18 protein-coding genes and 1 tRNA gene are annotated in these 22,885 nt (G+C 68.4%); 18 read left to right on the top strand and 1 reads right to left on the bottom strand.

The window, feature by feature from the left end; all coding sequences use genetic code 11:
* Positions 1-296 precede the first annotated feature (296 nt).
* Genes M3M27_RS07910 through M3M27_RS07920 form a run of 3 tightly spaced genes read left to right on the top strand, consistent with a single transcriptional unit; the run spans position 297 to position 5,691 of the window.
* Complete coding sequence (locus tag M3M27_RS07910; protein WP_434027697.1) at positions 297-2,498, top strand: Six-hairpin glycosidase-like protein; 2,202 nt, start codon at positions 297-299, stop codon at positions 2,496-2,498.
* Positions 2,495-3,976 carry an MFS transporter gene (locus M3M27_RS07915; RefSeq protein WP_140718789.1) on the top strand — a complete coding sequence of 494 codons (1,482 nt, stop codon included), beginning with the start codon at positions 2,495-2,497 and terminating at the stop codon, positions 3,974-3,976. Before M3M27_RS07910 ends, M3M27_RS07915 begins: the two co-directional genes overlap by 4 nt.
* Complete coding sequence (locus M3M27_RS07920) at positions 3,973-5,691, top strand: alpha-amylase family glycosyl hydrolase (protein ID WP_434027698.1); 1,719 nt, start codon at positions 3,973-3,975, stop codon at positions 5,689-5,691. The genes M3M27_RS07915 and M3M27_RS07920 overlap by 4 nt, the downstream gene beginning before the upstream one ends.
* 28 nt (positions 5,692-5,719) lie before the next feature.
* Here the strand turns inward: M3M27_RS07920 and M3M27_RS07925 are convergent, their stop codons facing one another.
* On the bottom strand, positions 5,720-6,751 hold the full coding sequence (locus M3M27_RS07925; protein WP_140719910.1) for a LacI family DNA-binding transcriptional regulator: 1,032 nt from the start codon (positions 6,749-6,751) through the stop codon (positions 5,720-5,722).
* A 292-nt stretch (positions 6,752-7,043) separates the two neighbouring features.
* On the opposite strand from M3M27_RS07925, the gene thrS reads away from it, so the two are divergent.
* From thrS to M3M27_RS08000, 15 genes are all read left to right on the top strand, one after another.
* Positions 7,044-8,948, top strand: coding sequence for a threonine--tRNA ligase (gene thrS, locus M3M27_RS07930; RefSeq protein ID WP_434027699.1), 1,905 nt, complete (start codon positions 7,044-7,046; stop codon positions 8,946-8,948).
* 64 nt (positions 8,949-9,012) lie between these two features.
* Positions 9,013-9,540: a translation initiation factor IF-3 gene (gene infC / locus M3M27_RS07935; protein ID WP_140719907.1), complete on the top strand. Its 528-nt coding sequence runs from the start codon at positions 9,013-9,015 to the stop codon at positions 9,538-9,540.
* 292 nt (positions 9,541-9,832) lie between these two features.
* Positions 9,833-10,030 (top strand): 50S ribosomal protein L35, encoded by a 198-nt coding sequence (gene rpmI / locus M3M27_RS07940; RefSeq protein ID WP_010342861.1) that lies wholly within the window; start codon positions 9,833-9,835, stop codon positions 10,028-10,030.
* A gap of 10 nt (positions 10,031-10,040) precedes the next feature.
* The gene (gene rplT, locus M3M27_RS07945) at positions 10,041-10,400 is read left to right on the top strand and encodes a 50S ribosomal protein L20 (RefSeq protein WP_140718786.1); all 360 of its coding nucleotides are present in this window, start codon (positions 10,041-10,043) and stop codon (positions 10,398-10,400) included.
* Between the two features lie 127 nt (positions 10,401-10,527).
* Positions 10,528-11,523, top strand: coding sequence for a phenylalanine--tRNA ligase subunit alpha (gene pheS, locus M3M27_RS07950; protein WP_140718785.1), 996 nt, complete (start codon positions 10,528-10,530; stop codon positions 11,521-11,523).
* Positions 11,524-11,638: 115 nt separating this feature from the next.
* Positions 11,639-14,032 (top strand): phenylalanine--tRNA ligase subunit beta, encoded by a 2,394-nt coding sequence (gene pheT / locus M3M27_RS07955; RefSeq protein ID WP_434027700.1) that lies wholly within the window; start codon positions 11,639-11,641, stop codon positions 14,030-14,032.
* Between the two features lie 21 nt (positions 14,033-14,053).
* Positions 14,054-14,353 (top strand): integration host factor subunit alpha, encoded by a 300-nt coding sequence (locus M3M27_RS07960; RefSeq protein WP_002811076.1) that lies wholly within the window; start codon positions 14,054-14,056, stop codon positions 14,351-14,353.
* Entirely contained in the window at positions 14,334-14,690 is a 357-nt protein-coding gene (locus M3M27_RS07965; RefSeq protein ID WP_140718783.1) for a MerR family transcriptional regulator, read from the top strand. The genes M3M27_RS07960 and M3M27_RS07965 overlap by 20 nt, the downstream gene beginning before the upstream one ends.
* 75 nt (positions 14,691-14,765) lie before the next feature.
* Positions 14,766-14,842: transfer RNA gene (locus tag M3M27_RS07970), tRNA-Pro, on the top strand.
* Positions 14,843-15,429: 587 nt separating this feature from the next.
* Complete coding sequence (locus M3M27_RS07975; RefSeq protein WP_434027701.1) at positions 15,430-16,128, top strand: polysaccharide biosynthesis/export family protein; 699 nt, start codon at positions 15,430-15,432, stop codon at positions 16,126-16,128.
* Positions 16,110-17,525 carry a GumC family protein gene (locus M3M27_RS07980; protein ID WP_434027702.1) on the top strand — a complete coding sequence of 472 codons (1,416 nt, stop codon included), beginning with the start codon at positions 16,110-16,112 and terminating at the stop codon, positions 17,523-17,525. Before M3M27_RS07975 ends, M3M27_RS07980 begins: the two co-directional genes overlap by 19 nt.
* Before the next feature lie 261 nt (positions 17,526-17,786).
* A complete protein-coding gene (locus M3M27_RS07985) occupies positions 17,787-19,241 on the top strand; it encodes an undecaprenyl-phosphate glucose phosphotransferase (RefSeq protein WP_434027703.1) in 1,455 nt (484 codons plus the stop codon).
* Between the two features lie 107 nt (positions 19,242-19,348).
* Complete coding sequence (locus tag M3M27_RS07990) at positions 19,349-20,614, top strand: polysaccharide biosynthesis protein GumE (RefSeq protein WP_434027979.1); 1,266 nt, start codon at positions 19,349-19,351, stop codon at positions 20,612-20,614.
* Complete coding sequence (locus tag M3M27_RS07995; RefSeq protein WP_434027704.1) at positions 20,611-21,702, top strand: acyltransferase family protein; 1,092 nt, start codon at positions 20,611-20,613, stop codon at positions 21,700-21,702. The genes M3M27_RS07990 and M3M27_RS07995 overlap by 4 nt, the downstream gene beginning before the upstream one ends.
* A gap of 31 nt (positions 21,703-21,733) precedes the next feature.
* The gene (locus M3M27_RS08000; protein ID WP_434027705.1) at positions 21,734-22,882 is read left to right on the top strand and encodes a glycosyltransferase family 4 protein; all 1,149 of its coding nucleotides are present in this window, start codon (positions 21,734-21,736) and stop codon (positions 22,880-22,882) included.
* The last annotated feature ends 3 nt before the right edge of the window (positions 22,883-22,885 follow it).

Below are 22,885 nucleotides of genomic sequence, written 5' to 3' on the forward strand. Positions count from 1 at the left end.
ACGAGCGTTATCGGTTGTCCTACGGCAATGAAAAACGCGGCGATGCGGCGTCAGCGGCATGTCCCCTCCCAAGGCGGCCGGTGGCGTGGATGTGCCGGGAATATAGCGGCGCGACGCCGGTCTCCATCCGGGGATTCGATGAATACGTATGCAGCTGCGCATCGTCCCGCCGCCCGCGTCTACCATGTCGCACGGTGCCTCGGGAGGGGCCGTACGACCATCGCGCCGCGGTGCGGTGGAACACAACGGGCAAAGAGGGAGGGAGGCCAGCCGGCGCGTGCCGGTGCGCCGCTTCGATGCTGAAGATGACAGGTCTGGCCATCGCCCTGGCGATGATGGCAAGTGCATCCGTGCAGGCCGCGGATGTGGAATGGAACGGGCTCGGGGCCCAGGCCACCGCATTGCCGGACGGCGGCTTCGTGCTGGCCACGCCGCAAGGCGAGCGGCGCATCGCGGCGCAACCGATGCGCAGCGAGACCGGCAGTGCCATGTTCGACGCGCTGTTCGCGCTGGCCCAGCAGGAGCTCGAGGCGGATCGGGTCGATGCGATCCGCGATCCCGCGTTCGACGAGGGCAAGCCGGTGGCATGCCGCTGCTTCGAGACCGGCGAGCGCTGGCCCTACGTGTGGACGCGGGACGTCAGCTATGCCACCGACCTGGCGCTGGCGCGGCTCGATCCGGAACGCGCGCGCGCATCGCTGCGGTTCAAGCTGTCCAGGGCGCGCGGCGAGCATGCCCCGGCCGGATTGTTCGTGGCGCAGGACACCGGCTCCGGCGGCAGTTGGCCGGTCAGCACCGACCGGGTGGTGTGGTTCCTCGCCGCCGAGGACCTGCTCGACGATCCCGCCTTCGCCGGCGAGGTCTGGCAGGCGCTGCAGGGCACGCTGGCCCAGGACCGCGAGTACGCGTTCGATCAGCGCATCGGGCTGTACCGCGGCGAGACCTCGTTCCTGGATTGGCGCGAGCAGACCTATCCGGGCTGGACCGCCTCCGACGTGCGCTTCATCGGCGAATCCTTCGCGCTGTCCACCAACGTGCTGCACTATCGCGCGCTGCGGCTGGGCGAGCGGTTGGCGAAGGCGCATGGCGACGCCGCGGCCGCGGGGCGCTACGGGCAGTGGGCCGGGGCGCTGCGCCGCGCGATCGACGTGCGCTTCTGGCGCGAGGAGCGCGGCCAGTACATGAGCTACATCGGCACGGCCGCGCATCCGGTGCCGTTCGAGAAGTACGACCTGCTGGGCCTGTCGCTGGGCATCGTGTCGGATGCGTTGCCGCGCGAGCGCGCCGCCGCCGCGCTCGCGCGCTACCCGGCCACCGCGGTCGGCAGCCCGGTGGTGTGGCCGCAGGAGCGCGAGCAGCCGATCTACCACAATCGCGCGCTGTGGCCGTTCGTGAGCGCCTATTCGCTGCGCGCCGCGCGCCGGCTTGAGGATGCGCCGCGCATCGCGATGGAGATCGAATCGTTGCTGCGCGGCACGGCGCTGGCCGGCTCCAACATGGAGAACTACGAAATGCTCAGCCAGGCCGTCCACGTGGACGAAGGCCGGCTGAGCGGGCCGGTGGTGAACTCGCCGCGCCAGTTGTGGTCGGTGGCCGGCTACCTGTCGATGGTGATCGAAGGCGTGTTCGGCGTCGAAGCCGAGGGCAGCGTGGCGCCGAAGCTGCCGGCACGGCTGGTGCCGCTGCTGTTCGGCGAGCGCGACCGGATCGTGTTGCGGATGGACGGGCGGCGCTGGACGCTGCTGCGGCCGGCGCGGGACGCCGGCGACCTGCTGGTGGCCGGCCGGCTGGACCGGCGCGGCGACGAGACGATCGTGCACCTGGTCGGCGCACGGTCCCGGAATGCCGCGCCTCCCCCCCTGGCTGAGGCCCATTTCGCTCCCGAAACGCCGGCCGAGCCGCGGCTGCAGGCGGATGGCGCGGACTGGCGCGTGCAGGTCCCGGCCGACGCCACGCTGTACCTCGATGGCCGGCCATATCGCGGCGATGCCGCTGCCTTGCGCCTGCCGCGCGAGGGCATCGCGCACTGCCTGAGCCTGACCAGGCGCGATGCGCATTGGGAGTCGCTGCACGGTCCCACCGTCTGCACGGGCGCACAGGCCACGCTGGCGGGCGACCGGGCCTGGACCTGGCTGGCGCCCGCCGCCGGCCGCTACCGGGCATCGCTGCGCTATCGCAACGGCAACGGGCCGATCAACACCGGCGTGACCGCCGCGGTGAAACGGCTGGTCCTGCGCTGCGAAGGGCAGCCTCCGCAACGGCATGCCGTGGTGATGCCGCACAGCGTCGGCGAGCAGGATTCCACCCATGCCGTGTTCGATGTCCCCACCGCGGGACGTTGCGGGTTCGCGCTGGAGGAGGGCTTCAACATGAGCGGCCTGGAGCATTTCGCGCACTACACCGGAGGCGCGGGAGGGCGCTCGGGCGTGCTCAATGCCGCCGACGTCGTGGCGCTGCAACTGGTACGCGTCGGCGCGGACGGAGCGGCGGACCAATGAACCGCAAGCCGACCCTGTCGTTCTGGCAGATATGGAACATGTGCTTCGGCTTCCTGGGCATCCAGTTCGGCTTCGCGCTGCAGAACGCCAACGCCAGCCGCATCTTCCAGACCCTGGGCGCCAACATCGACGACGTGCCGGGATTGTGGATCGCCGCGCCGCTCACGGGCCTGCTGGTGCAGCCAATCATCGGCCACCTGTCCGACCGCACCTGGAACCGCTTCGGCCGGCGCCGGCCGTACTTCATGATCGGCGCGGTGTTCACCACGCTGGCGCTGCTGGTGATGCCCAACTCGCCGGCGCTGTGGATCGCGGCCGGCACGCTGTGGGTGCTCGACGCCTCGATCAACATCTCGATGGAGCCGTTCCGCGCCTTCGTCGGCGACCAGCTCGCGCCGGCGCAGCGCCCGACCGGTTATGCCATGCAGAGCTTCTTCATCGGCGTCGGCGCGGTCGTGGCGAGCTTCCTGCCCTGGCTGTTGGCCAAGTGGGGCGTCGCCAATACCGCGGCGCCGGGCGAGATGCCGGATACCGTGCGCTACGCCTTCTACCTCGGCGGCGCGGTGCTGTTCCTGTCGATCGCCTGGACGGTGCTCACCACCCGCGAGTATTCGCCGCAACAACTGGCTGCGTTCGACGACGCCGTGCCGCCGGAGGCGGCGGGAGAAGCGCGGCCTGCCGGCCTGCCGTCGTCCGCGGCGGGCGCCGGCTGGGTGGGCGCCGGCCTGGCGCTGGCGGCCGCGATCGCCTGGCGCGAGGGCGACCGCATGCTCTACGTGCTGGCCGGGCTGCTGGCCGGCTACGGCCTGCTGCTGCTGGCGGCGCGGTGGATCCGTCGCGACCGCATGCTGGTCTCGATCGTGCACGACCTGGGCCGGATGCCGCAGGCGATGCGACGGCTGGCCTGGGTGCAGTTCTTCTCCTGGTTCGCGCTGTTCGCGATGTGGATCTACACCACCGCCGCGGTGACCCAGGTGCACTTCGGCGCGACCGATCCCGGTTCGGCCGCCTACAACGACGGCGCCAACTGGGTCGGCGTGCTGTTCGGCGCCTACAACGGCTTTGCCGCGGTGGCCGCGCTGGTGATCCCGTGGATGGTCCGCGCGATGGGCCTGCGCTGGAGCCACCTGGTGAACCTCGCGCTCGGCGCGGCAGGCCTGTACTCGCTGCTGCTGATCCGCGATCCGCAATGGCTGCTGCTGTCGATGGTCGGCGTCGGCTTCGCCTGGGCCTCGATCCTGTCGCTGCCGTACGCGCTGCTGTCCGATTGCGTGCCCGCCGCCAAGATGGGCGTGTACATGGGCATCTTCAACTTCTTCATCGTGATCCCGCAGCTGGTCGCGGCCAGCGCGCTCGGCTTCGTGCTGAGGCATTGGCTGGGCGGCCAGCCGATCCAGGCCCTGGCGATCGGCGCGGCCAGCCTGGTGGTGGCGGGAATCTGCGTTCTGCGCGTGCCGGTCGTCGGGGAGAAAGCATGAGATCGAACAGGTGGGTGGCCATGGCGACGCTCGCCGCGCTGGCGGGGGCGGCCGGCGCGCAGCAGCGCGCGGTCTACTACGGCACCCTGGAGCCGTTCGCCGCCAACGCGGTGTACTTCGTGGTCACCGACCGCTTCGTCAACGGCGATCCGTCCAACGACCACCGCGACCAGGGCGGGCGCCACCGCACCTTCGACATCCCGGTGCGCTGCCCCGACGGCATCGACGGCAACATCGGCTACCTCGGCGGCGACTTCAAGGGCGTGGTCGACAACGCGCGCTACATCCGCGACCTCGGCTTCGGCGCGGTCTGGATCACCCCGATCGTCGACAACCCGGACGAACCGTTCAGCGGCGGCAAGCCGGTCGGCTGCAGCAGCACGCTCAGCGACCAGGGCAAGACCGGCTACCACGGCTACTGGGGCGTCAACTTCTACAAGCTGGACGAGCACCTGCCCAGCCCGGGGCTGGACTTCGCCGGCTTCACCCGCGCCATGCACGCGCAGGGATTGAAGGTGGTGCTCGACATCGTCGGCAACCACGGCTCGCCGGCGTTCACGATGACCCGCAAGCAGGCCGGCTACGGGCAGGTCTTCGACCGCGACGGCAAGCTGCTGGCCGACCACCAGAACCTGCCGCCGCGGCAGCTCGATCCCAAGCACAATCCGCTGCACGCGTTCTACAACGACATCGGCCCGGTCGATCCCAAGGACGGCTCGATCTTCGACGGCAACCTCGCCGAGCTGGCCGATTTCGACCAGGACAACCCGGCGGTGCTGGACTATCTCGCCGGCGCCTACCTGCAATGGCTGGGGCAGGGCGCCGACGCGTTCCGCATCGACACCATCGGCTGGATGCCCGATGCGTTCTGGCACCGGTTCAGCGCGCGCATCCGGGCCGAAAAGCCGGGCTTCTTCATGTTCGGCGAGGCCTTCGACTACGACCCCGCCTCGATCGCCCGCCACACCTGGACCCGCAATGCCGGGGTCAGCGTGCTGGACTTCCCGCTGCGCGGCGCGTTGTCGGACGTGTTCGGCCGCAAGCGGGCCGGCTTCGAACGGCTGGCCGACGCGCTGTTCCTGCAGGACGGCCCGTATCGCAATCCGTACGAACTGATGACCTTCTACGACAACCACGACATGGCGCGCCTGGATGCCGACGACCACGGCTTCATCGACGCGCACAACTGGCTGTTCACGGCGCGCGGCATCCCGGTGATCTACTACGGCTCGGAGACCGGCTTCATGCGCGGCCGCGCCGAGCATGCCGGCAACCGCGCCTACTTCGGCCAGGAGCACGTCGACATCGCCCCGCAGAGCCCGATCTTCGCGCCCTTGCGGCGGATCGCCCGCCTGCGCGAAACCACGCCCGCGCTGCAGCGCGGCCTGCAGGTCGACGTGGCGCTGCGGGGCGACCAGGCCGCCTTCTACCGGGTCTACCAGCACGGCGGCCAGGCCCAGACCGCGCTGGTGCTGCTCAACAAGGGCGATGCGCCGCACCGCTTCCGGGTCGACCGTTACCTGCAGGCGGGGCGTTGGCGCGACGCGCTGGACGGCAGCGCGGTCGAGGCCGGCCGGAGCTTGGAAGCCGAGGTGGCGCCGCACGACGTCAAGGTGTTCGTGCTGGATGCCGCGGTGACCGAGCCGGCACTGGTCCGGCAGCTGGACCTGCAGATGCAGGCCCAGGCCGAGCGCGACCGGCGCGATGCGCGGTAGCCGCCGCGAACCGGCGCGCGCGGGCTAGCTAGCCGGCCTGCGACGAATCGCGCAGCACCAGCCGGGTCGGAATGGTGCGATTCTCCGCGGGTTCGCCCCGGATCAGCGCGATCAGGCTCTCCACCAGCAGTGCGCCGGCCTGCTTGGTGTCCTGCTGCACGGTGGACAGGGCCGGCGCCATCGCGCCGGCGATCGGGATGTCGTCGAACCCGGTCACCGCGACGTCCTGCGGCACGCGCAGGCCCCGCTCGCGCAGCGCCCGCATCGCCCCGATCGCGATCAGGTCGCTGGCGGCGCAGATCGCATCGAACGGCACGCCCCGCGCCAGCAGCTCCGCGGCCGCCTCGTAGCCGGACTGCTCGGTGGTGATCGCATCGGCCTGCAGCGCGGCATCCGCCGACAGCCCGGCGCTTTCCAACGCCTCGCGATAGCCGCGCCAGCGCTCGAAGAATTCCGGGTAGTGGTTCGAGGCATGGCCGAGGAAGGCGATCCGGCGGCGGCCGCGCTCGATCAGGTGGCAGGTGATGTCCAGCCCGCCCTGGAAGTTGTCGCTGCCGATCGAGATGCCGGGCTGGTCGGGCAGGGCGGCGCCCCAGCGCACGAAGTGCGTGCCCTGTTCGACCAGTTGCTGCAGCCGGTGCCGGGCCTCCAGGTAGTCGCCGTAGCCGAGCAGGATCAGCCCGTCGGCCTTGTGGCTGTCCTCGTAATCGGCGTGCCAGTCGGTGGACAGCTGCTGGAACGACACCAGCAGGTCGTAGCCGCGCATCGCGCAGGCGCGGGTGATCGAGCCCAGCATCGAGTGGAAGAACGGGTTGATCAGCGAATCGTCCGGGGTCGGGTCCTCGAAGAACAGCAACGCCAGGGTCCCGGCATTGCGCAGGCGCAGGCTGGAGGCGTTCTTGTCGACCTTGTAGTTCAGCTGCCGGGCGATCTCCAGGATCCGCTTGCGGGTCTCCGGGTTGACCATCGGGCTGCCGCGCAGCGCCCGCGACACTGTCGGCTGGGAAACCCCGGCCAGGTAAGCGATGTCGAGCGAGGTGGGCTTGCCCTTGATGGTCATGGCGGCCGAAGGCACGGAACGGGTCAGGCATCATGCCACGTCGCGCACCGCCGCCGGGATTGGTTTACCATTGCCGGGATCACTCTCCTGTACGGACAAGGTGGCCCGCGGAAACGCCGGCCGAGCGTGCGACATGAGCACTACCACCGCCCACCGCTGACCCATGCCGCAGGCCCCGCACAGGCGCCTTCCGGCGCCTTTTTTTGTGGGTCCCTGAACAGAGCTGCGCCTTCGCGCGGCTTTCCGAACGCAACCCCGCCGGCCCCGGCCAGGCATCGAGTTCTTCCCCGCCATGATCACCATCACGCTCCCCGACGGCAGCCGCCGCGAATTCGAAGGTCCCGTTTCCGTCATGCAGGTCGCCCAGTCGATCGGCGCCGGCCTGGCCAAGGCCACCATCGCCGGCTCGGTGGACGGCGTGCTGGTCGATGCCAGCGACGTCATCGACCACGACGCCAGCCTGCGCATCATCACCGCCAAGGACGAGGAGGGCGTGGAGATCATCCGCCACTCCTGCGCGCACCTGGTCGGGCACGCGGTCAAGCAGCTGTACCCCGAGGTGAAGATGGTGATCGGCCCGGTCATCGCCGAGGGCTTCTACTACGACATCTACTCCGAGCGCCCGTTCACGCCGGAAGACCTGGCCGCGATCGAGAAGCGCATGGCCGAGCTGATCGCCCAGGACTACGACGTGGTCAAGAAGATGACCCCGCGCGCCGAGGTGGTCGAGATCTTCAAGGCGCGCGGCGAGGACTACAAGCTGCGCCTGATCGAGGACATGCCCGAGGACGTCAAGGCGATGGGCATGTACTACCACCAGGAATACGTGGACATGTGCCGCGGCCCACACGTGCCGAACACGCGCTTCCTGAAGGCGTTCAAGCTGACCCGCATCTCCGGCGCCTACTGGCGCGGCGACGCGCAGAACGAGCAACTGCAGCGCATCTACGGCACCGCCTGGGCCGACAAGAAGCAGCTCGACGCCTACATCCAGCGCATCGAGGAAGCCGAGAAGCGCGACCACCGCAAGATCGGCAAGGCCCAGGACCTGTTCCACCTGCAGGAGGAAGGCCCGGGCCTGGTGTTCTGGCATCCCAAGGGCTGGGCGATCTGGCAGGTGGTCGAGCAGTACATGCGCCGGGTCTACCGCGAGAGCGGCTACGGCGAGGTGCGTTGCCCGCAGATCCTGGACGTGTCGCTGTGGCAGAAGTCCGGCCACTGGGACAACTACCAGGAGAACATGTTCTTCACCGAGTCGGAGAAGCGCACCTACGCGGTCAAGCCGATGAACTGCCCGGGCCACGTCCAGGTGTTCAACCAGGGCCTGCACAGCTACCGCGACCTGCCGATCCGCTACGGCGAGTTCGGCGCCTGCCACCGCAACGAGCCGTCCGGCGCGCTGCACGGCATCCTGCGCGTGCGCGGCTTCACCCAGGACGACGGCCACATCTTCTGCACCGAGGAGCAGATCGAGGCCGAGGTCACCGCGTTCCACCAGCAGGCGCTGAAGGTCTATTCCGACTTCGGCTTCGACGACATCCAGATCAAGATCGCGCTGCGCCCGGAAAAGCGCCTGGGCGACGATGCGACCTGGGACAAGGCCGAGGCCGCGCTGCGCTCGGCGTTGAGCCGCAACGGCGTGAGCTGGCAGGAACTGCCGGGCGAGGGCGCCTTCTACGGCCCGAAGATCGAGTACCACCTGAAGGACGCGATCGGCCGGACCTGGCAGCTGGGCACGGTGCAGGTCGATTTCATGATGCCGCAGCGCCTCGGAGCTGAATACGTCGACGAAAACAGCCAGAAGAGGCATCCGGTGATGCTGCACCGGGCCATCGTCGGCTCGATGGAGCGGTTCATCGGCATCCTGATCGAGCACCATGCCGGTGCGTTCCCGGCCTGGCTGGCCCCGGTGCAGGCGGTGGTGGCCAATATCACCGACGCGCAGGCCGAATACGTCGAGTCGGTCCGGAAAACCCTTGCAAATCAAGGCTTCCGGGTCGAGGCCGATTTGCGGAACGAGAAGATCGGCTATAAGATTCGCGAGCATACGCTGCAACGCGTGCCATACCTGCTGGTGGTCGGCGACCGCGAGAAGGAAAATGGCGCGGTCGCTGTGCGGACGCGGTCGGGCGAGGACCTGGGGACGATGTCGGTCTCCGCCTTCATCGAGCGCCTACGGGCAGAGCAGGCAGCCTAAGCCAACCCCGGCCGGTCTGGATGATCCGGAAGTGCCGGTTCGATTCCCCTGGGAGATTGCAACAATCAGTACCCCTGACAACAAACAGAACCGCAGGAACCATGAAATCCGTGTGCCGCGCGTGCGCGTGATCGGCAGCAACGGCGAAATGGTCGGCGTGTTGTCGCGCGACGAAGCGCTGTCGATGGCCGAGGACGAAGGCCTCGACCTGGTCGAGATCCAGCCGCAGGCCGATCCGCCGGTCTGCAAGATCATGGATTTCGGCAAGTTCAAGTTCGAGCAGCAGAAAAAGGCCAACGAGGCCAAGAAGAAGACCAAGCAGGTCGAGATCAAGGAGCTCAAGTTCCGTCCGGTCACGGACGAGGGCGACTACCAGATCAAGCTGCGCAACATGCGCCGCTTCCTGGAGGAGGGCGACAAGGTCAAGGTCAACATCCGCTTCCGTGGCCGCGAGATGAGCCACCAGGAGCTGGGCCGCGAGATGGCGGCGCGGATCGAGGCCGACCTGGGCGACGAGATCGTCATCGAGTCGCGCCCGCGCCTGGAAGGGCGCCAGATGGTCATGATGATCGCCCCCAAGAAGAAGTCTTGAGGGCGCGCCCCCGGCCGGTGCCCGCACGTCCCGTGCGGGGATCCGGCGGGGCGGGACCCGCGCGGCCGCCCGTGCCCCCGCACCGGGGCGCCGGCGCCAATGCGCTGATTTGCAAGACATTCCGCAATCTGGCATGATAGGCGGCTCCGATTCGTCGGGGTGCCGCGCGAGCGGTACAGGACCGGCTCCGTTCCCTTGGGGAACAGGGGCTTACAAGCAGGCCGGGGCAAGGACGGAAAGCGTGGCAAGGCCACCGCCCTCGTCAGTGACATACACCATCAAGGACATAGCAATGCCCAAGATCAAGACCAACCGGGCGGCGGCCAAGCGTTTCCGCAAGACCGCCTCCGGCAAGTACAAGGCCGGCCACGCCAACCGTAGCCACATCCTCACCAAGAAGGCGACCAAGCGGAAGCGCAACCTGCGTCAGACGAACCACGTCCGCGCAGAAGACGCAGGCCGTCTGGACCGCATGCTTCCCTACCTCTGAGGACTGAACAATGGCACGAGTCAAGCGTGGCGTGCAGGCGCGCCGCCGTCACAAGAAGATCCTGACCCTGGCGAAGGGCTACTACAACGCCCGCCGCAAGGTCTTCCGCGTCGCCAAGCAGGCGGTCATCAAGGCGCAGCAGTACGCCTACATCGGCCGCAAGCAGAAGAAGCGCAATTTCCGCTCGCTGTGGATCACCCGCATCAACGCGGCCGCCCGCATCAACGGCCTGAGCTACAGCCGTTTCATGAACGGCCTGCAGAAGGCCGGCATCACCCTGGACCGCAAGGTGCTGGCGGACATCGCCGTGCACGACGCGGCCGGTTTTGCCGCGCTGGCTGAGAAGGCGAAGGGCGCGCTGGCGGCTTGAGTGCGAGTCCCCTCGCGGGAACCCGCGCCTCCGTGCGCGGGCTCTTGCTAGGGAAACATCGCCGAAATCCGGGGGAAGGGCGCGAGCCCTTCCCCTTTTTCTTTGAGGCAAACGGATGCCGGAATCCATGAGCGACATCGAGACCCTGGGCAGTCAGGCGCTGGCGGACATCGCCGCCGCGCAGAATCCCGAGCAGTTGGAGGCGCTGCGCGTCGCGCTGCTGGGCAAGAGCGGCAGCATCACCGCGCAGCTCAAGCAGCTGGGCGCGCTGCCGGCCGAGCAGCGCAAGGCCGCCGGCGAGGCGATCAACGTGGTCCGCGATGCCGTCTCGACCGCGCTCGGCGAGCGCCGCGCGGTGCTGGAGGACGCCGCGCTGGATGCGCGCCTGGCCGGCGAGCGGATCGACGTGACCCTGCCGGGCCGGCGCGGCGAGCGCGGCGGCCTGCACCCGGTCACCCGCACGCTGGAGCGCATCGCCGAGATCTTCGGGCGGCTCGGCTACGAGCTGGCCGACGGCCCAGAGATCGAGGACGACTGGCACAACTTCGAGGCGCTGAATTTCCCGCCGCACCATCCTGCGCGGGCGATGCACGACACCTTCTACTTCGGCGACGGCCGCCTGCTGCGCACCCACACCTCCGGCGTGCAGGTGCGCTACATGGACGCGCACCGGCCGCCGCTGCGGATGATCGCCGCCGGCAAGGTCTACCGCAGCGACAGCGACCAGACCCATTCGCCGATGTTCCACCAGATCGAAGGCCTGCTGGTCGACGAGCATTCGACCTTCGCGGACCTGAAGGGCACGCTGTCGGAGTTCGTGCGCGCGTTCTTCGAGCGCGACTTCGAGATGCGCTTCCGTCCCAGCTATTTCCCGTTCGTCGAGCCGGGCGCCGAGGTGGACATCGCCTGGCAGCAGCCGGACGGCAGCACGCGCTGGCTGGAGGTGCTCGGCTGCGGCATGGTGCACCCGAACGTGCTGAAGAACTGCGGCATAGACCCGGAGCGCTACACCGGCTTCGCGTTCGGCTTGGGCGTGGAGCGCTTCGCGATGCTGCGCTATGGCGTCAACGACCTGCGCGCGTTCTTCGAGAACGACGTGAGGTTCCTGCGCCAGTTCGCCTGAATCACGTCCGGGACTCGGGACGGGGCTCGGACTCGCAGAAGCGCTACTGCTGCTGCCGGTCCGCGAGCCAGCCCCTCCGAGTCCCGGGTCCCCAGTCCCGAGTCCCGGAAAGACCATGAAATTCTCCGAAAATTGGTTGCGCAGCCATGTCCCGACCAGCGCCTCGCGCGATGAACTGAGCGCGGTGTTGACCGCCATCGGCCTGGAGGTCGAAGAGGTCGCCGCGCTCGGCGAGGGCCTGCAGCAGGTGGTGGTGGCGCGCATCGTCGAGGCGGTCCGCCACCCGGAAGCCGACCGGCTTCAGGTCTGCAAGGTCGATGCTGGGCAGGGCGAGCCGTTGCAGATCGTCTGCGGTGCGCCGAACGCGCGCGCTGGGCTGGTCGCGCCGCTGGCGCTGGTGGGCGCCCAGGTCGGCGAGCTGAAGATCAAGCCGGCCAAGCTGCGCGGCGTGGAGTCCAACGGCATGCTGTGCTCGGCCAGGGAACTGGGCCTGGACAGCGACGGGTCGGGCCTGTTCGAGTTGCCGGACGACGCGCCGGTCGGCCAGCCGCTGGCCGAGTACCTGGGGCTGCCCGACGCCAGCATCGAGATCAAGCTCACCCCGAACCGCGCCGACTGCTTCAGCGTGCGCGGCATTGCCTACGACGTGGCGGCAGCCACCGGCAGCACCGTCAATCCCTTGCAGGCCGAACCGGTGCCCGCGCAGAGCGACAGCCGCCTGGAGGTCGAACTCCAGGCGGGCGCGCGCGTGCCGCGCTTCGTCGGCCGCGCCATCGATGGCGTCGATGCCGGCCGGCCGACGCCGCTGTGGATGGCCGAGCGCCTGCGTCGCGCGGGCCTGCGCCCGATCAGTTTCCTGGTCGACGTCACCCAGTACGTGATGCTGGAACTGGGCCAGCCGATGCATGCCTTCGACCGCGACACCTTGCAGGGTCCGGTGGTGGTGCGTCCCGCGCGCGCCGGGGAAACCGTCAAGCTGCTCGACGAGCGCACCGTCAGCCTGGACGAGGAGTTCCTCGTCGTGGCCGACAGCCAGGGCGGGGCCGGCGCACGCGCCGTCGCGCTGGGCGGCATCATGGGCGGCGCGGATACCCGCGTCACCACCGCCACCACCCGCGTTTTCCTGGAGGCGGCGCACTGGGTTCCCTCGGCGATCATCGGCCGCAGCCGCCGCCTGGGGCTGCATACCGACGCGGGGCACCGCTTCGAGCGCGGCGTGGACCCGCAGTTGCCGCGCATGGCGATCGAGTACGCCACCCGGCTGATCCTGGACGTGGCCGGCGGCGTGCCGGGGCCGGTGGTCGAGGCCGTGCGCGAGCAGGACCTGGCCAGGCCGCAGCCGATCGGCCTGCGCCGCGCGCGCATCGCGCGCGTGCTGGGGATCGCCATCGAGGACGCCGAGGTGGAGCGCATTCTGCGCGCCCTGGGCATGCAGGTGGCCGCCTCCGCCGATGGCTGGCAGGTGACTGCGCCGGGCCGCCGCTTCGACATCGCGATCGAGGAAGACCTGATCGAGGAACTGGCGCGCATCCACGGCTACGGCAATATCCCGACCACGCTGCCCGGGGGCGCCGCGCGCGTCGCGATGCCGACCGAGACGCGGGTGGACGAGTGGAACGCGCGCCGCCAGCTGGTCGCGCGCGATCTGCAGGAGACCATCAACTACGCCTTCGTCGATGCCGGCTTGCTCGGACACTGGCAGCTCGAGGCCGATACCGTCCCGCTCGCCAATCCGCTGTCGGCCGAGCTGGCGGTGATGCGGCCGCAGCTGCTGCCGGGCCTGGTGGCGGCGCTGGGCCGCAATGCCGCCCGCCAGCTGGGCCGGGTGCGCCTGTTCGAGCTGGGCAAGGTGTTCTCGCGCGCGGCCGAGGCCGGTGCCGCGCCGGTGGAGCGCCTGTGCGTGGCGGCAGCGGTCTGCGGCGATGCCCAGGCCCTGCAATGGGGCGAGCCGGCGCGCAAGGTAGATTTCCACGACCTGAAGGGCGACCTGGAATCGCTGGCCGCGGCGTCCGGCGCCCAGCTTGAGTACCGCCGCTCGGACCGCCCGTTCGGCCATCCGGGCCGTTCCGCCGACGTCTACCGCGACGGCGAGCGCATCGGCTGGATCGGCCAGTTGCATCCGCGCCTGGCGCGGGCGCTGGACCTGGACATGGACGTGTTCGGTTTCGAGCTGGAGTTCGAGGCCCTGGCGCGGCGCGCGCTGCCGCGGGCGGCCGAACTGTCGCGCTATCCCTCGGTGCGCCGCGACCTGGCCTTCCTGGTGCCGGAGGCGGTGGACTGGTCCGCCCTGGAGGCCACGGTGCGCGGGACGGTCGGGCCGCTGCTGCGCGAGGTCCAGCTGTTCGACCGCTACGTCGGCACGGGGGTCGAGCCGGGCTTCAAGAGTCTGGCTATGGGCTTGATTTTGCAGGATAACTCGCGCACTCTGACCGACCGAGACGTGGATGCCGTCGTGAACGAGGTGGTGACCGTCATCGAGCGCGAGCACCGCGCCCGGATCCGTGGTTGAGGCGGTAGGCTGGGGGATGTGATGGCATTGACGAAAGCGGAAATGGCAGAACGGTTGTTCGACGAGGTCGGTCTGAACAAGCGCGAAGCCAAGGAGTTCGTGGACGCGTTCTTCGACGTGTTGCGCGACGCGCTGGAGCAGGGGCGGCAGGTGAAGCTGTCCGGTTTCGGCAACTTCGACCTGCGTCGCAAGAACCAGAGGCCCGGTCGCAATCCCAAGACCGGCGAGGAGATTCCGATTTCCGCCCGCACGGTGGTCACCTTCCGTCCGGGCCAGAAGCTCAAGGAGCGGGTGGAGGCATATGCTGGATCCGGGCAGTAACCGCGAACTTCCGCCGATTCCGGCCAAGCGCTACTTCACCATCGGCGAGGTCAGCGAGCTGTGCGACGTCAAGCCGCACGTGCTGCGCTACTGGGAGACCGAGTTCCCGAGCCTGGAACCGGTCAAGCGTCGCGGAAACCGCCGCTACTACCAGCGCCACGACGTGCTGATGGTGCGCCAGATCCGCAGCCTGCTCTACGAACAGGGCTACACCATCGGCGGCGCGCGCCTGCGCCTGGAAGGCGAGGGCGCCCGCCAGGAATCCGCGCTGAGCAACCAGATCATCCGGCAGGTGCGGATGGAGCTCGAGGAAGTCCTGCAGCTGTTGCGGCGTTGAACGTGCCGGGCGAGCTAGGAAAAGCCTTCACAAAGCCGCTATAATCGCCAGCCCGCCGAGAAGCGGGACACCTTCCGGGGTATAGCGCAGCCTGGTAGCGCACCAGTCTGGGGGACTGGTGGTCGTCGGTTCGAATCCGGCTACCCCGACCAAACCATCGAAGCGGCGGCCTGCATCGTGCAGGCCGCCGTTTTCGTTTGGCGGTCGGGCGCGCAACCGCATGCGCAGTTCTCCCGCGCGGGGGCGTCGGCTCCGCACCGATGCGCGTTCCATCGGCCGAGTTGCGCAACGCGCCCTCGCCATCGGCATGGATTGAGACATGCCGCGCACATTGCCCATGACCGGATGCGCGGCCGTCCGCGACGCGCGGATCAATGCAGCGAAGTGCGCAAAACGTCGCAGCTTCATGTGGTGAATACGTGAATGTGTGATCGCGGTCGTTCGATGCGCACAGCTTTCGCCACGCTTTCTTCGCATGGATATTCATGCGGCGTGAAGGCCTTGGGAACGAACTTGAACCCTGCCTACAACGCGCGTCAAAAAATCGACGCGAGAGCATTGCAGGACATCTTTTCTGTGCCATAGTGCGGCGCAACACGTAGCTCCGTTGTTGGTTCCGGCCGGGAGTGCCGGAATCGGAAATCCTCCGTAGACACCCGTTTCGACTGGCGCACCGGCGTCGGCCGAAGGGTGCCGGAGTTCCCGAACCCCACCCAACAAAGGCGGATAGACGCGACGCATGAAGACACCGATCGGAAGACCCGGACAAGGCGCGTGCCTGGCCCTGATCTGCTCGATACTCCTGGGCGCATGCAGCACGACCTCGCACATGGCGAGCCAGCTGCCGGAGCCCGATCCGCTCGCGCTGTCGACGGTGCAGCCCGAGTACCGGTTGGCCCCTGGCGACCTGCTGCTGGTGAAGGTGTTCCAGGTCGACGACCTGGAGCGCACGGTGCGCGTGGACAACCAGGGCCACATCACGCTGCCGCTGATCGGCGAGGTGCAGGCGTCCGGCGTGGGCGTGGTGGAACTGGAGAAGCAGATCGCCGATCGCTATCGCACGGGCTACCTGCAGGACCCGCAGGTCTCGGTCTTCGTGCAGGAAGCCAACGGGCGCCGCGTCACCGTGACCGGCGCGGTGGACGAGCCGGGCATCTATCCCGTCGTCGGTTCCAACCTCACGCTGCAGCAGGCGCTGTCGCAGGCCAAGGGCGTGAGCAGCGTGGCGAGCCGGCGCAACATCATCGTGTTCCGCACCGTGCAGGGCCAGAAGATGGTCGCGCGGTTCGACCTGACCGACATCGAGGAGGGCAAGGCGCCCGATCCGGAGATCTACGGCGGCGACATCGTGGTCGTCTATCGCTCCGACGCGCGGCTGTTGTTGCGCACCGTGCTCGAGCTGACTCCCTTCGTCATGGTGTGGCGCGCCTACCGATGAGCATCCATCCCGAACATCGTTCCGTGCCGCATGGGCACCTGCAACCGGCTGACATGGGCCTGCGCGACTACTGGCAGGCGCTCTACGGCCAGCGCTGGCTGATCGTGCTGATCACCGTGGCGATCGTGGCGCTGGTGGCGCTGGCGACGTTCCTGCTGACCCCGAGCTATCGCGCGAGCAGCACGCTGCAGATCGAGCGCGACACGCTCAACGTGGTCAACGTCGAAAGCCTGATGCCGGTGGAGTCGCCGCAGGACAAGGACTTCTACCAGACCCAGTACCAGCTGCTGCAGAGCCGCTCGCTCGCGCGCGCGGTCATCCGCGAGGCGAAGCTCGATCAGGAGCCGGCCTTCAAGCCGCTGGTCGACGAGGCCGTGGACAAGGTGCAGTCGGCCAGGCGCGAACGCGGCGGGGAACTGGTGAGCCGGCAGAGCATCGCCGAGCGCGTGCTGACCCCGGTGCTGCTGGCCGGGCTGGACATCGAGCCGGTGCTGAACTCGCGGCTGGTCTACATCAACTTCGATTCGCCCGATCCGGCGCTGGCTGCCAAGATCGCCAACGCCTATGCGCGCGTGTTCATCGTCAGCAACCAGGAACGGCGGCTGCGCGCGTCCGCGTTCGCGACCAAGTACCTGTCCGAGCGGCTGGAGCAGTTGCGCGGCAAGGTCGAGGAGTCGGAGAAGAACCTGGTCGATTACTCGAGCCAGGAGAAGATCGTGTCCGTCGGCGAGGACAAGCCGTCGTTGCCGGCGCAGAACCTTACCGAGCTGAATGCGATGCTCGCTTCGGCGCAGGACGCGCGGATCAAGGCGGAAGCGGCCTGGCGGCAGGCCGCGGCCGGTGACGGCATGAGCCTGCCGCAGACGATCGCCAACCCGCTGATCCAGACCCTGCGCGCCGAACAGGCCAAGATCGACGCGGAGTACCAGCAGAAGCTGGCGACCTTCAAGCCGCAGTATCCGGAGATGCAGCGGCTGCAGTCGCAGCGCGACGAGCTGCAGCGCCAGATCAACCGCGAGGTGCTGAACATCCGCGGTTCGCTCAAGGCGGCCTACGACGCCGCGAGCCGGCAGGAGCAATTGCTCGAAAGCCGGATCGCCAGCCTCAAGGGCGACGAGCTGGACCTGCAGTCGCGCAGCATCCGCTACAACATGCTCAAGCGCGAGGCCGATACCAACCGGCAGCTCTACGATGCCTTGCTGCAGCGCTACAAGGAGATCGGCGTGGCCGGGAACATCGGCAGCAACAACGTCTCGATCGTCGACGTGGCCGACGTTCCCAGTAAGCCTTCCTCGCCGAAGTGGCCGCTGAACCTGGCGATCGGGTTCATCTTCGGCGCATTCATCGCGGTGGCTTTCGCGTTGCTCCGGTATTTCCTGCGCGAGGAACAGCGGTGACGTCGATGAACGCAGCGCCGCGAGGTACAGCTTCGGTAACAGGAACTGACGATGATGAAGTGCGATCCGGCGAGAAGAGGAGGCATTCCATTACCCTGCGAGTCCGCGTGTTGAACGTTTGATCTGTTGATTGTCGAAGGGCTGTCGCATGGCCTGGGGTCGGTGTTAGGGGCGCCGCAGCGGTGTGCGACAGACGAATCGAGACCCGGTAAACCGGCGTGTCCCCCTGCATGCCGGCCGACGGGTTTGGAGGACCACCCCATGCTCTTGGCAGACCTCAGTAGTGCGACCTACACGTCTTCGTCGCGACGTCTCCTCTCGAAATACTCGGCGGCGGCCGACCTGGCCTTGCGAGTGCTCGATCTCGCCGTCGTCGTCGCCTCCGGCCTGGCGGCGTACCGCGTGCTCTACGGTACCTGGGTGCCGGCGGCCGCCTATCGCGTGGCGATCGGCACCACCTTGCTGTACGCGGTGATCTGCTTCGCGATGTTCCCGTTGTACCGGAGCTGGCGCGGTCGCGGCCTGCGCAAGGAGCTGCTGGTGCTCGGCGCGGCGTTCGCCGGCATCTTCGCGCTGTTCTCCGTGCATGCGCTCATCGTCCAGTTCGGCCAGACCGTGTCGCGGCTCTGGATCGGACTGTGGTTCGCCGGCGGGCTGGCCGTGCTGGTGCTGGCGCGCACCGGCCTGCGCACGTTCCTGAACCACCTGCGCGCGCGCGGCATGGACGTGCAGCGCGTCGTCGTGGTCGGGTTGCGCCACCCGGTGCTGAAGATCCATCGCTACCTGGACCGCAACCCATGGGTCGGCATGAACGTGGTGGGCTATTTCACCAGCCGCTACGACCTGGCGCTGCCGGAAGATCGCTCCGCGATCCCGTGCCTCGGCGCGCCGGACGAACTGGTGGCCTATCTCGACCAGAACCGCGTGGAGCAGGTCTGGATCTCGCTGCCGCTGGGCGAGCGCGACAGGATCAAGCAGTTGCTCGAGAAGCTCGAGCGCTACCCGATCAACGTCAAGCTGGTGCCGGACCTGTTCGACTTCGGCATGCTCAACCAGTCGGCCGAGCAGATCGGCACGGTGCCGGTGATCAACCTGCGCCAGGGCGGCGTGGACCGCGACAACTACTTCGTGGTGGCCAAGGCCCTGCAGGACAAGATCGTGGCGGTGCTGGCGCTGATGCTGCTGTGGCCGCTGATGCTGGCGATCGCGGTCGGCGTGAAGCTGAGCTCGCCCGGCCCGGTGTTCTTCCGCCAGCGCCGCAACGGCCTGGGCGGGCGCGAGTTCCACATGATGAAGTTCCGCTCGATGCGCGTGCATGACGACAGCGGCCCGCAGATCGTGCAGGCCACGCGCAACGACCCGCGCATCACCCGCTTCGGCGCCTTCCTGCGCAGGACCAGCCTGGACGAGCTGCCGCAGATCTTCAACGTGCTGGGCGGCAGCATGTCGATCGTCGGGCCGCGCCCGCACGCGGCCCAGCACAATACCCATTACGAGAAGCTGATCCACCGCTACATGCAGCGCCACTACGTCAAGCCGGGCATCACCGGCTGGGCGCAGGTGAACGGCTTCCGCGGCGAGACCCCCGACCTGCGGACGATGAAGAAGCGCATCCAGTACGACCTGGACTACATCCGCCGTTGGTCGCTGTGGCTGGACATCCGCATCATCGTGCTGACCGCGGTACGCGTGCTCGGCCAGAAGAACGCCTACTGACGGCCATGGAGAAAGGGCACCCCGCCAGCGTCCCGCCAGGACCGCCGCGACCGCCGGAAACCCCGGTGGCCGCGGCGGAGACCGCGCGGCTGCGGCGCACGCGCTGGATGAACTTCGGCATCGAGGTGCTGATGTTGCTGGCCGTGGGCTACAACATCGTGCTGGCGGTGATCAACGCGAAGGTGTTCACGGTCCGGCCGGCGATGACGTATGCCGTCGAGTTCCTGATCTACGCGGCCTGCTTCGCGATCGGGATCTGGTCGCTGGAGCGCAGGCGGCTGGCGCTGGTGGTGAGCGGGCTCGGACTGGTGGTGGCGTTGATGCTGGTGCGGTTCCTGTTCTCCTGGCAGGTGGATCCCAAGTTCTTCCGCGACGCGCTGATCGCCTTCGCCTTCCTCGTCCTGGGCGCGTCGTACCGCGGCTCCCTGCCCAAGCTGTTCCTGCGCATGACCGTGGTGGTGGCGCTGGTGGCCCTGTTCGAGCTCGCCACGCCGGACGTGTACGGGGACGTCGTCAACCCGAAGAGCTACTTCGTCAACGCCCGCGGCGCCAGCGCCGAGGGTTTCTGGAACCAGGACAGCAATCTCTACGTCAGCGCCACGCGGCCGGGCGAGCGCAACTTCCTGCCGGGTTCCAACCTGCCGCGCGCCTCTTCGGTGTTCGTCGAGCCGGTGACGATGGGCAACTACATCATCTTCTTCGCGGCGATCGTGCTGGCGTTCGCGCGCTGGTTCAAGCCGCCGGCACTGCTGTTGTCGATCGGATTGATCGGCTTTCTGATCGTCGCCTCGGACGGACGGCTCGCCGCCGGCACCTGCGTGCTGATGCTGCTGCTGGCGCCGTTCCTGTTGCGGCTCGACCAGCGCCTGGCGTTCCTGCTGTTCTTCCTGGTGCTGGCCGGAGGATGGCTGCTGGTCTGGGTCTCGGGCATCACCGCGTACGAGGACACCACGCTCGGCCGGATCTTCTTCACCGTCGATTCCATCAACCATCTCCCGTTCGCGACGTGGATGGGATTGGATCCCGGGGCGGCGTACCGCTACTTCGACAGCGGCATCTCCTACTTCATCGCATCGCAGTCGGTGGTCGGCGTGCTGGCGTTCCTGCTGGCCTATTCCTTCCTGCTGACGCTGCCCACGCGCGAGGGGCAACTGTTCAAGAACCTGGCGATCTTCGCCTTCGCGCTGAGCCTGCTGGTGTCCAACGGCTATTTCTCGATCAAGACGTCGGCGCTGTGGTGGTTTGCCTGCGGCTGCCTGTGGCAGATGCAGGCCATGCCGGCGGCGAGCGCCATGCGGGCGGACAGGGCCGTACGCTCGCCCACGTCCATCGCCGGAGGGAAGGATCACGTTCCGGCGGGAGCGCTGCCATGAGCGGCGTGCTGCGGGTGGGGAACGCGGTCCTCCCGGCACACCGTGCGGCGACGCCCGTGCGCGTGCGCGACCTCAGGATGGACGCCGCCAAGGCCCTGGCCATCGTGCTGGTGGTGCTCGGCCACGCCAAGGGCATACCGCAGGCATTCACGATCCTGGTCTACAGCTTCCACGTGCCGCTGTTCTTCTTCGTCTCCGGCTGGGTGGGGGAGGGACATGGGTCGGCGCGCGCGGGCTGGAAGGCGTGGAAGAAGCTCGCCCGCACGCTGCTGGTGCCGTACGTGTGCTTCTTCGCGCTGGGCTACGCGTACTGGCTGCTGACCCGCAACATCGGCGAGAAGGCCGCACGCTGGGGCGACCGGCCTTGGTGGGAGCCGCTGCAGGGATTGGTGAGCGGCATCGGGCCCGAGTTGTACGTGCAGCCGGCGTTGTGGTTCCTGCCGGCCCTGTTCGTCACGACGCTGGCCTATCTTTACCTGCGGCGGCGCGTCCTGCCGGGGTGGATGGCGCTGGGCGCCGGCGTGGTGTCGTGGCTGTGGATCGGTTGGTTCCCGGGACTGGGGCTGCGGCTCCCGTTCGCGCTGGACGTGCTGCCGGTGGCGCTCTTCTTCTTCTCCGCGGGCGCCCTGTGCTCGTATGCGGGCTGGCTGCTGCCGCGCACTCCGGCCGGCAACCTGGTGGGCCTGGTGGTGCTGGGCCTGCCCTGGCTGGTATTGGCCTGGCGCAACGGGCGGGTGGACATCAACCAGTTGGAGTTCGGGTACTCCCGCATCGTGTTCCTGGTCGCGGCCCTGCTGGGCACGGCGATGACGCTGTGCGCCGCGCAGCTGCTGGCGCGGTGGCGCTGGGTGCAGTGGATCGGCCGCAACACGTTGCTGGTGCTGTGCACGCATCTGCTGGTGTTCTTCGTGCTTTCCGGGGTGGCTTCGCTGCTGGGTGGCTTCGGCCCCGGCGGTCCGGGGCCGGCCTGGGCATTGTTCGTGTCGGTCGTGGCATTGCTCGCCTGCGTGCCCATGCGCGCGGTGCTGATGCGGTGGGCGCCGTGGTCGCTGGGGGCCAGGCCGGCCGCCGCGGGTACGGCCGCCTGATCCGTTCGTTCTGGAGGAGAGAGAAGGCCTGATGAAAGTCGTGCACGTGGTCCGCCAGTTCCATCCTTCCATCGGTGGCATGGAAGAGGTGGTGCTCAACATCGCGCGCCAGCATCGCGCGGTGGCGGACGACGACGTGCGCGTGGTGACGCTGGACCGGCTGTTCACCGCGCCGGCGACGACGCTGGCGCGCGAGGCGCACTACGAGGACCTGCCGGTGACGAGGATCCCCTATCGCGGATCCACGCGTTACCCGCTGGCGCCCTCGGTGCTGGCGGCGCTGGGGGCCGCCGACCTGGTGCACGTGCATGGCATCGATTTCTTCTACGACTTCCTCGCCGTGTCGCGGCCACTGCACGGCAAGCCGATGGTGGTCTCGACCCATGGCGGCTTCTTCCATACCGGCTATGCGTCCAGGCTCAAGAAGGTGTGGTTCAACACGCTGACGCGCGCTTCCGCGCTGGCCTATCGCCGGGTGATCGCGACCAGCGAGAACGACGGCGACATGTTCTCGCGCGTGGTGGCCCCGGCGCGGCTGCGCGTGATCGAGAACGGCGTGGACGTGGGCAAGTACGCCGGGCAGGGGGCGCAGGTCCCCGGCCGCACCCTGATCTACTTCGGGCGCTGGTCGGTCAACAAGGGCCTGATGGAAACGCTGGACCTGCTGAAGGCGCTGATCGCGCTCGATCCGGCCTGGCGGCTGATCGTGGCCGGCCGCGAGTACGACTTCAGCGAGGCCGACATCCGCGCGGCCATCGCGACCCGCGGGTTGGCCGCGCATGTCGATCTGCACGTTTCGCCGAGCCAGGAGCAGTTGCGCCTGCTGATGCGCCAGGCGCAGCTGTTCGTCTGCCTGTCGCGGCACGAGGGATTCGGGATCGCGGCGGTCGAGGCGATGAGCGCGGGACTGATTCCCGTGCTGAGCGACATTCCCCCGTTCGCGCGGCTTTCGGGTGAGTCGGGGCAGGGCATCCTGGTCGATCGCGACGACCCGATCGGGGCGGCCGTGCGCGTGGAGCGGCTGGCGCTGGAGCTGGAGCTGGAGCGAGATTTCGGCCGGCGCCGCGAAGCCGCCATGGCCTACGTCGAGCGCTACGACTGGCGGCATGTCGTGGGGCGCTACCTCGACGAGTACCGGAGCGCGCTCGGCCAGCGGCACCCGCAGGAGGCGCTGCGATGAATG

The sequence above is a fragment of the Xanthomonas boreopolis genome (assembly GCF_046529185.1).
GTDB classification, from domain to species: domain Bacteria; phylum Pseudomonadota; class Gammaproteobacteria; order Xanthomonadales; family Xanthomonadaceae; genus Pseudomonas_S; species Pseudomonas_S boreopolis.

Excerpts from the sequence above, each read along its gene's own strand:
- pheT (WP_434027700.1), top strand. The coding sequence starts at position 11,639 with ATGAAATTCTCCGAAAATTGGTTGCGCAGCCATGTCCCGACCAGCGCC.
- M3M27_RS07965 (WP_140718783.1), top strand. The coding sequence starts at position 14,334 with ATGCTGGATCCGGGCAGTAACCGCGAACTTCCGCCGATTCCGGCCAAG.
- M3M27_RS07975 (WP_434027701.1), top strand. The coding sequence starts at position 15,430 with ATGAAGACACCGATCGGAAGACCCGGACAAGGCGCGTGCCTGGCCCTG.
- M3M27_RS07920 (WP_434027698.1), top strand. The coding sequence starts at position 3,973 with ATGAGATCGAACAGGTGGGTGGCCATGGCGACGCTCGCCGCGCTGGCG.
- M3M27_RS07985 (WP_434027703.1), top strand. The coding sequence starts at position 17,787 with ATGCTCTTGGCAGACCTCAGTAGTGCGACCTACACGTCTTCGTCGCGA.
- M3M27_RS07915 (WP_140718789.1), top strand. The coding sequence starts at position 2,495 with ATGAACCGCAAGCCGACCCTGTCGTTCTGGCAGATATGGAACATGTGC.
- M3M27_RS07910 (WP_434027697.1), top strand. The coding sequence starts at position 297 with ATGCTGAAGATGACAGGTCTGGCCATCGCCCTGGCGATGATGGCAAGT.
- M3M27_RS07995 (WP_434027704.1), top strand. The coding sequence starts at position 20,611 with ATGAGCGGCGTGCTGCGGGTGGGGAACGCGGTCCTCCCGGCACACCGT.
- M3M27_RS07960 (WP_002811076.1), top strand. The coding sequence starts at position 14,054 with ATGGCATTGACGAAAGCGGAAATGGCAGAACGGTTGTTCGACGAGGTC.
- rpmI (WP_010342861.1), top strand. The coding sequence starts at position 9,833 with ATGCCCAAGATCAAGACCAACCGGGCGGCGGCCAAGCGTTTCCGCAAG.
- M3M27_RS07925 (WP_140719910.1), bottom strand. The coding sequence starts at position 6,751 with ATGACCATCAAGGGCAAGCCCACCTCGCTCGACATCGCTTACCTGGCC.
- M3M27_RS07990 (WP_434027979.1), top strand. The coding sequence starts at position 19,349 with ATGAACTTCGGCATCGAGGTGCTGATGTTGCTGGCCGTGGGCTACAAC.
- pheS (WP_140718785.1), top strand. The coding sequence starts at position 10,528 with ATGAGCGACATCGAGACCCTGGGCAGTCAGGCGCTGGCGGACATCGCC.
- M3M27_RS08000 (WP_434027705.1), top strand. The coding sequence starts at position 21,734 with ATGAAAGTCGTGCACGTGGTCCGCCAGTTCCATCCTTCCATCGGTGGC.
- thrS (WP_434027699.1), top strand. The coding sequence starts at position 7,044 with ATGATCACCATCACGCTCCCCGACGGCAGCCGCCGCGAATTCGAAGGT.
- rplT (WP_140718786.1), top strand. The coding sequence starts at position 10,041 with ATGGCACGAGTCAAGCGTGGCGTGCAGGCGCGCCGCCGTCACAAGAAG.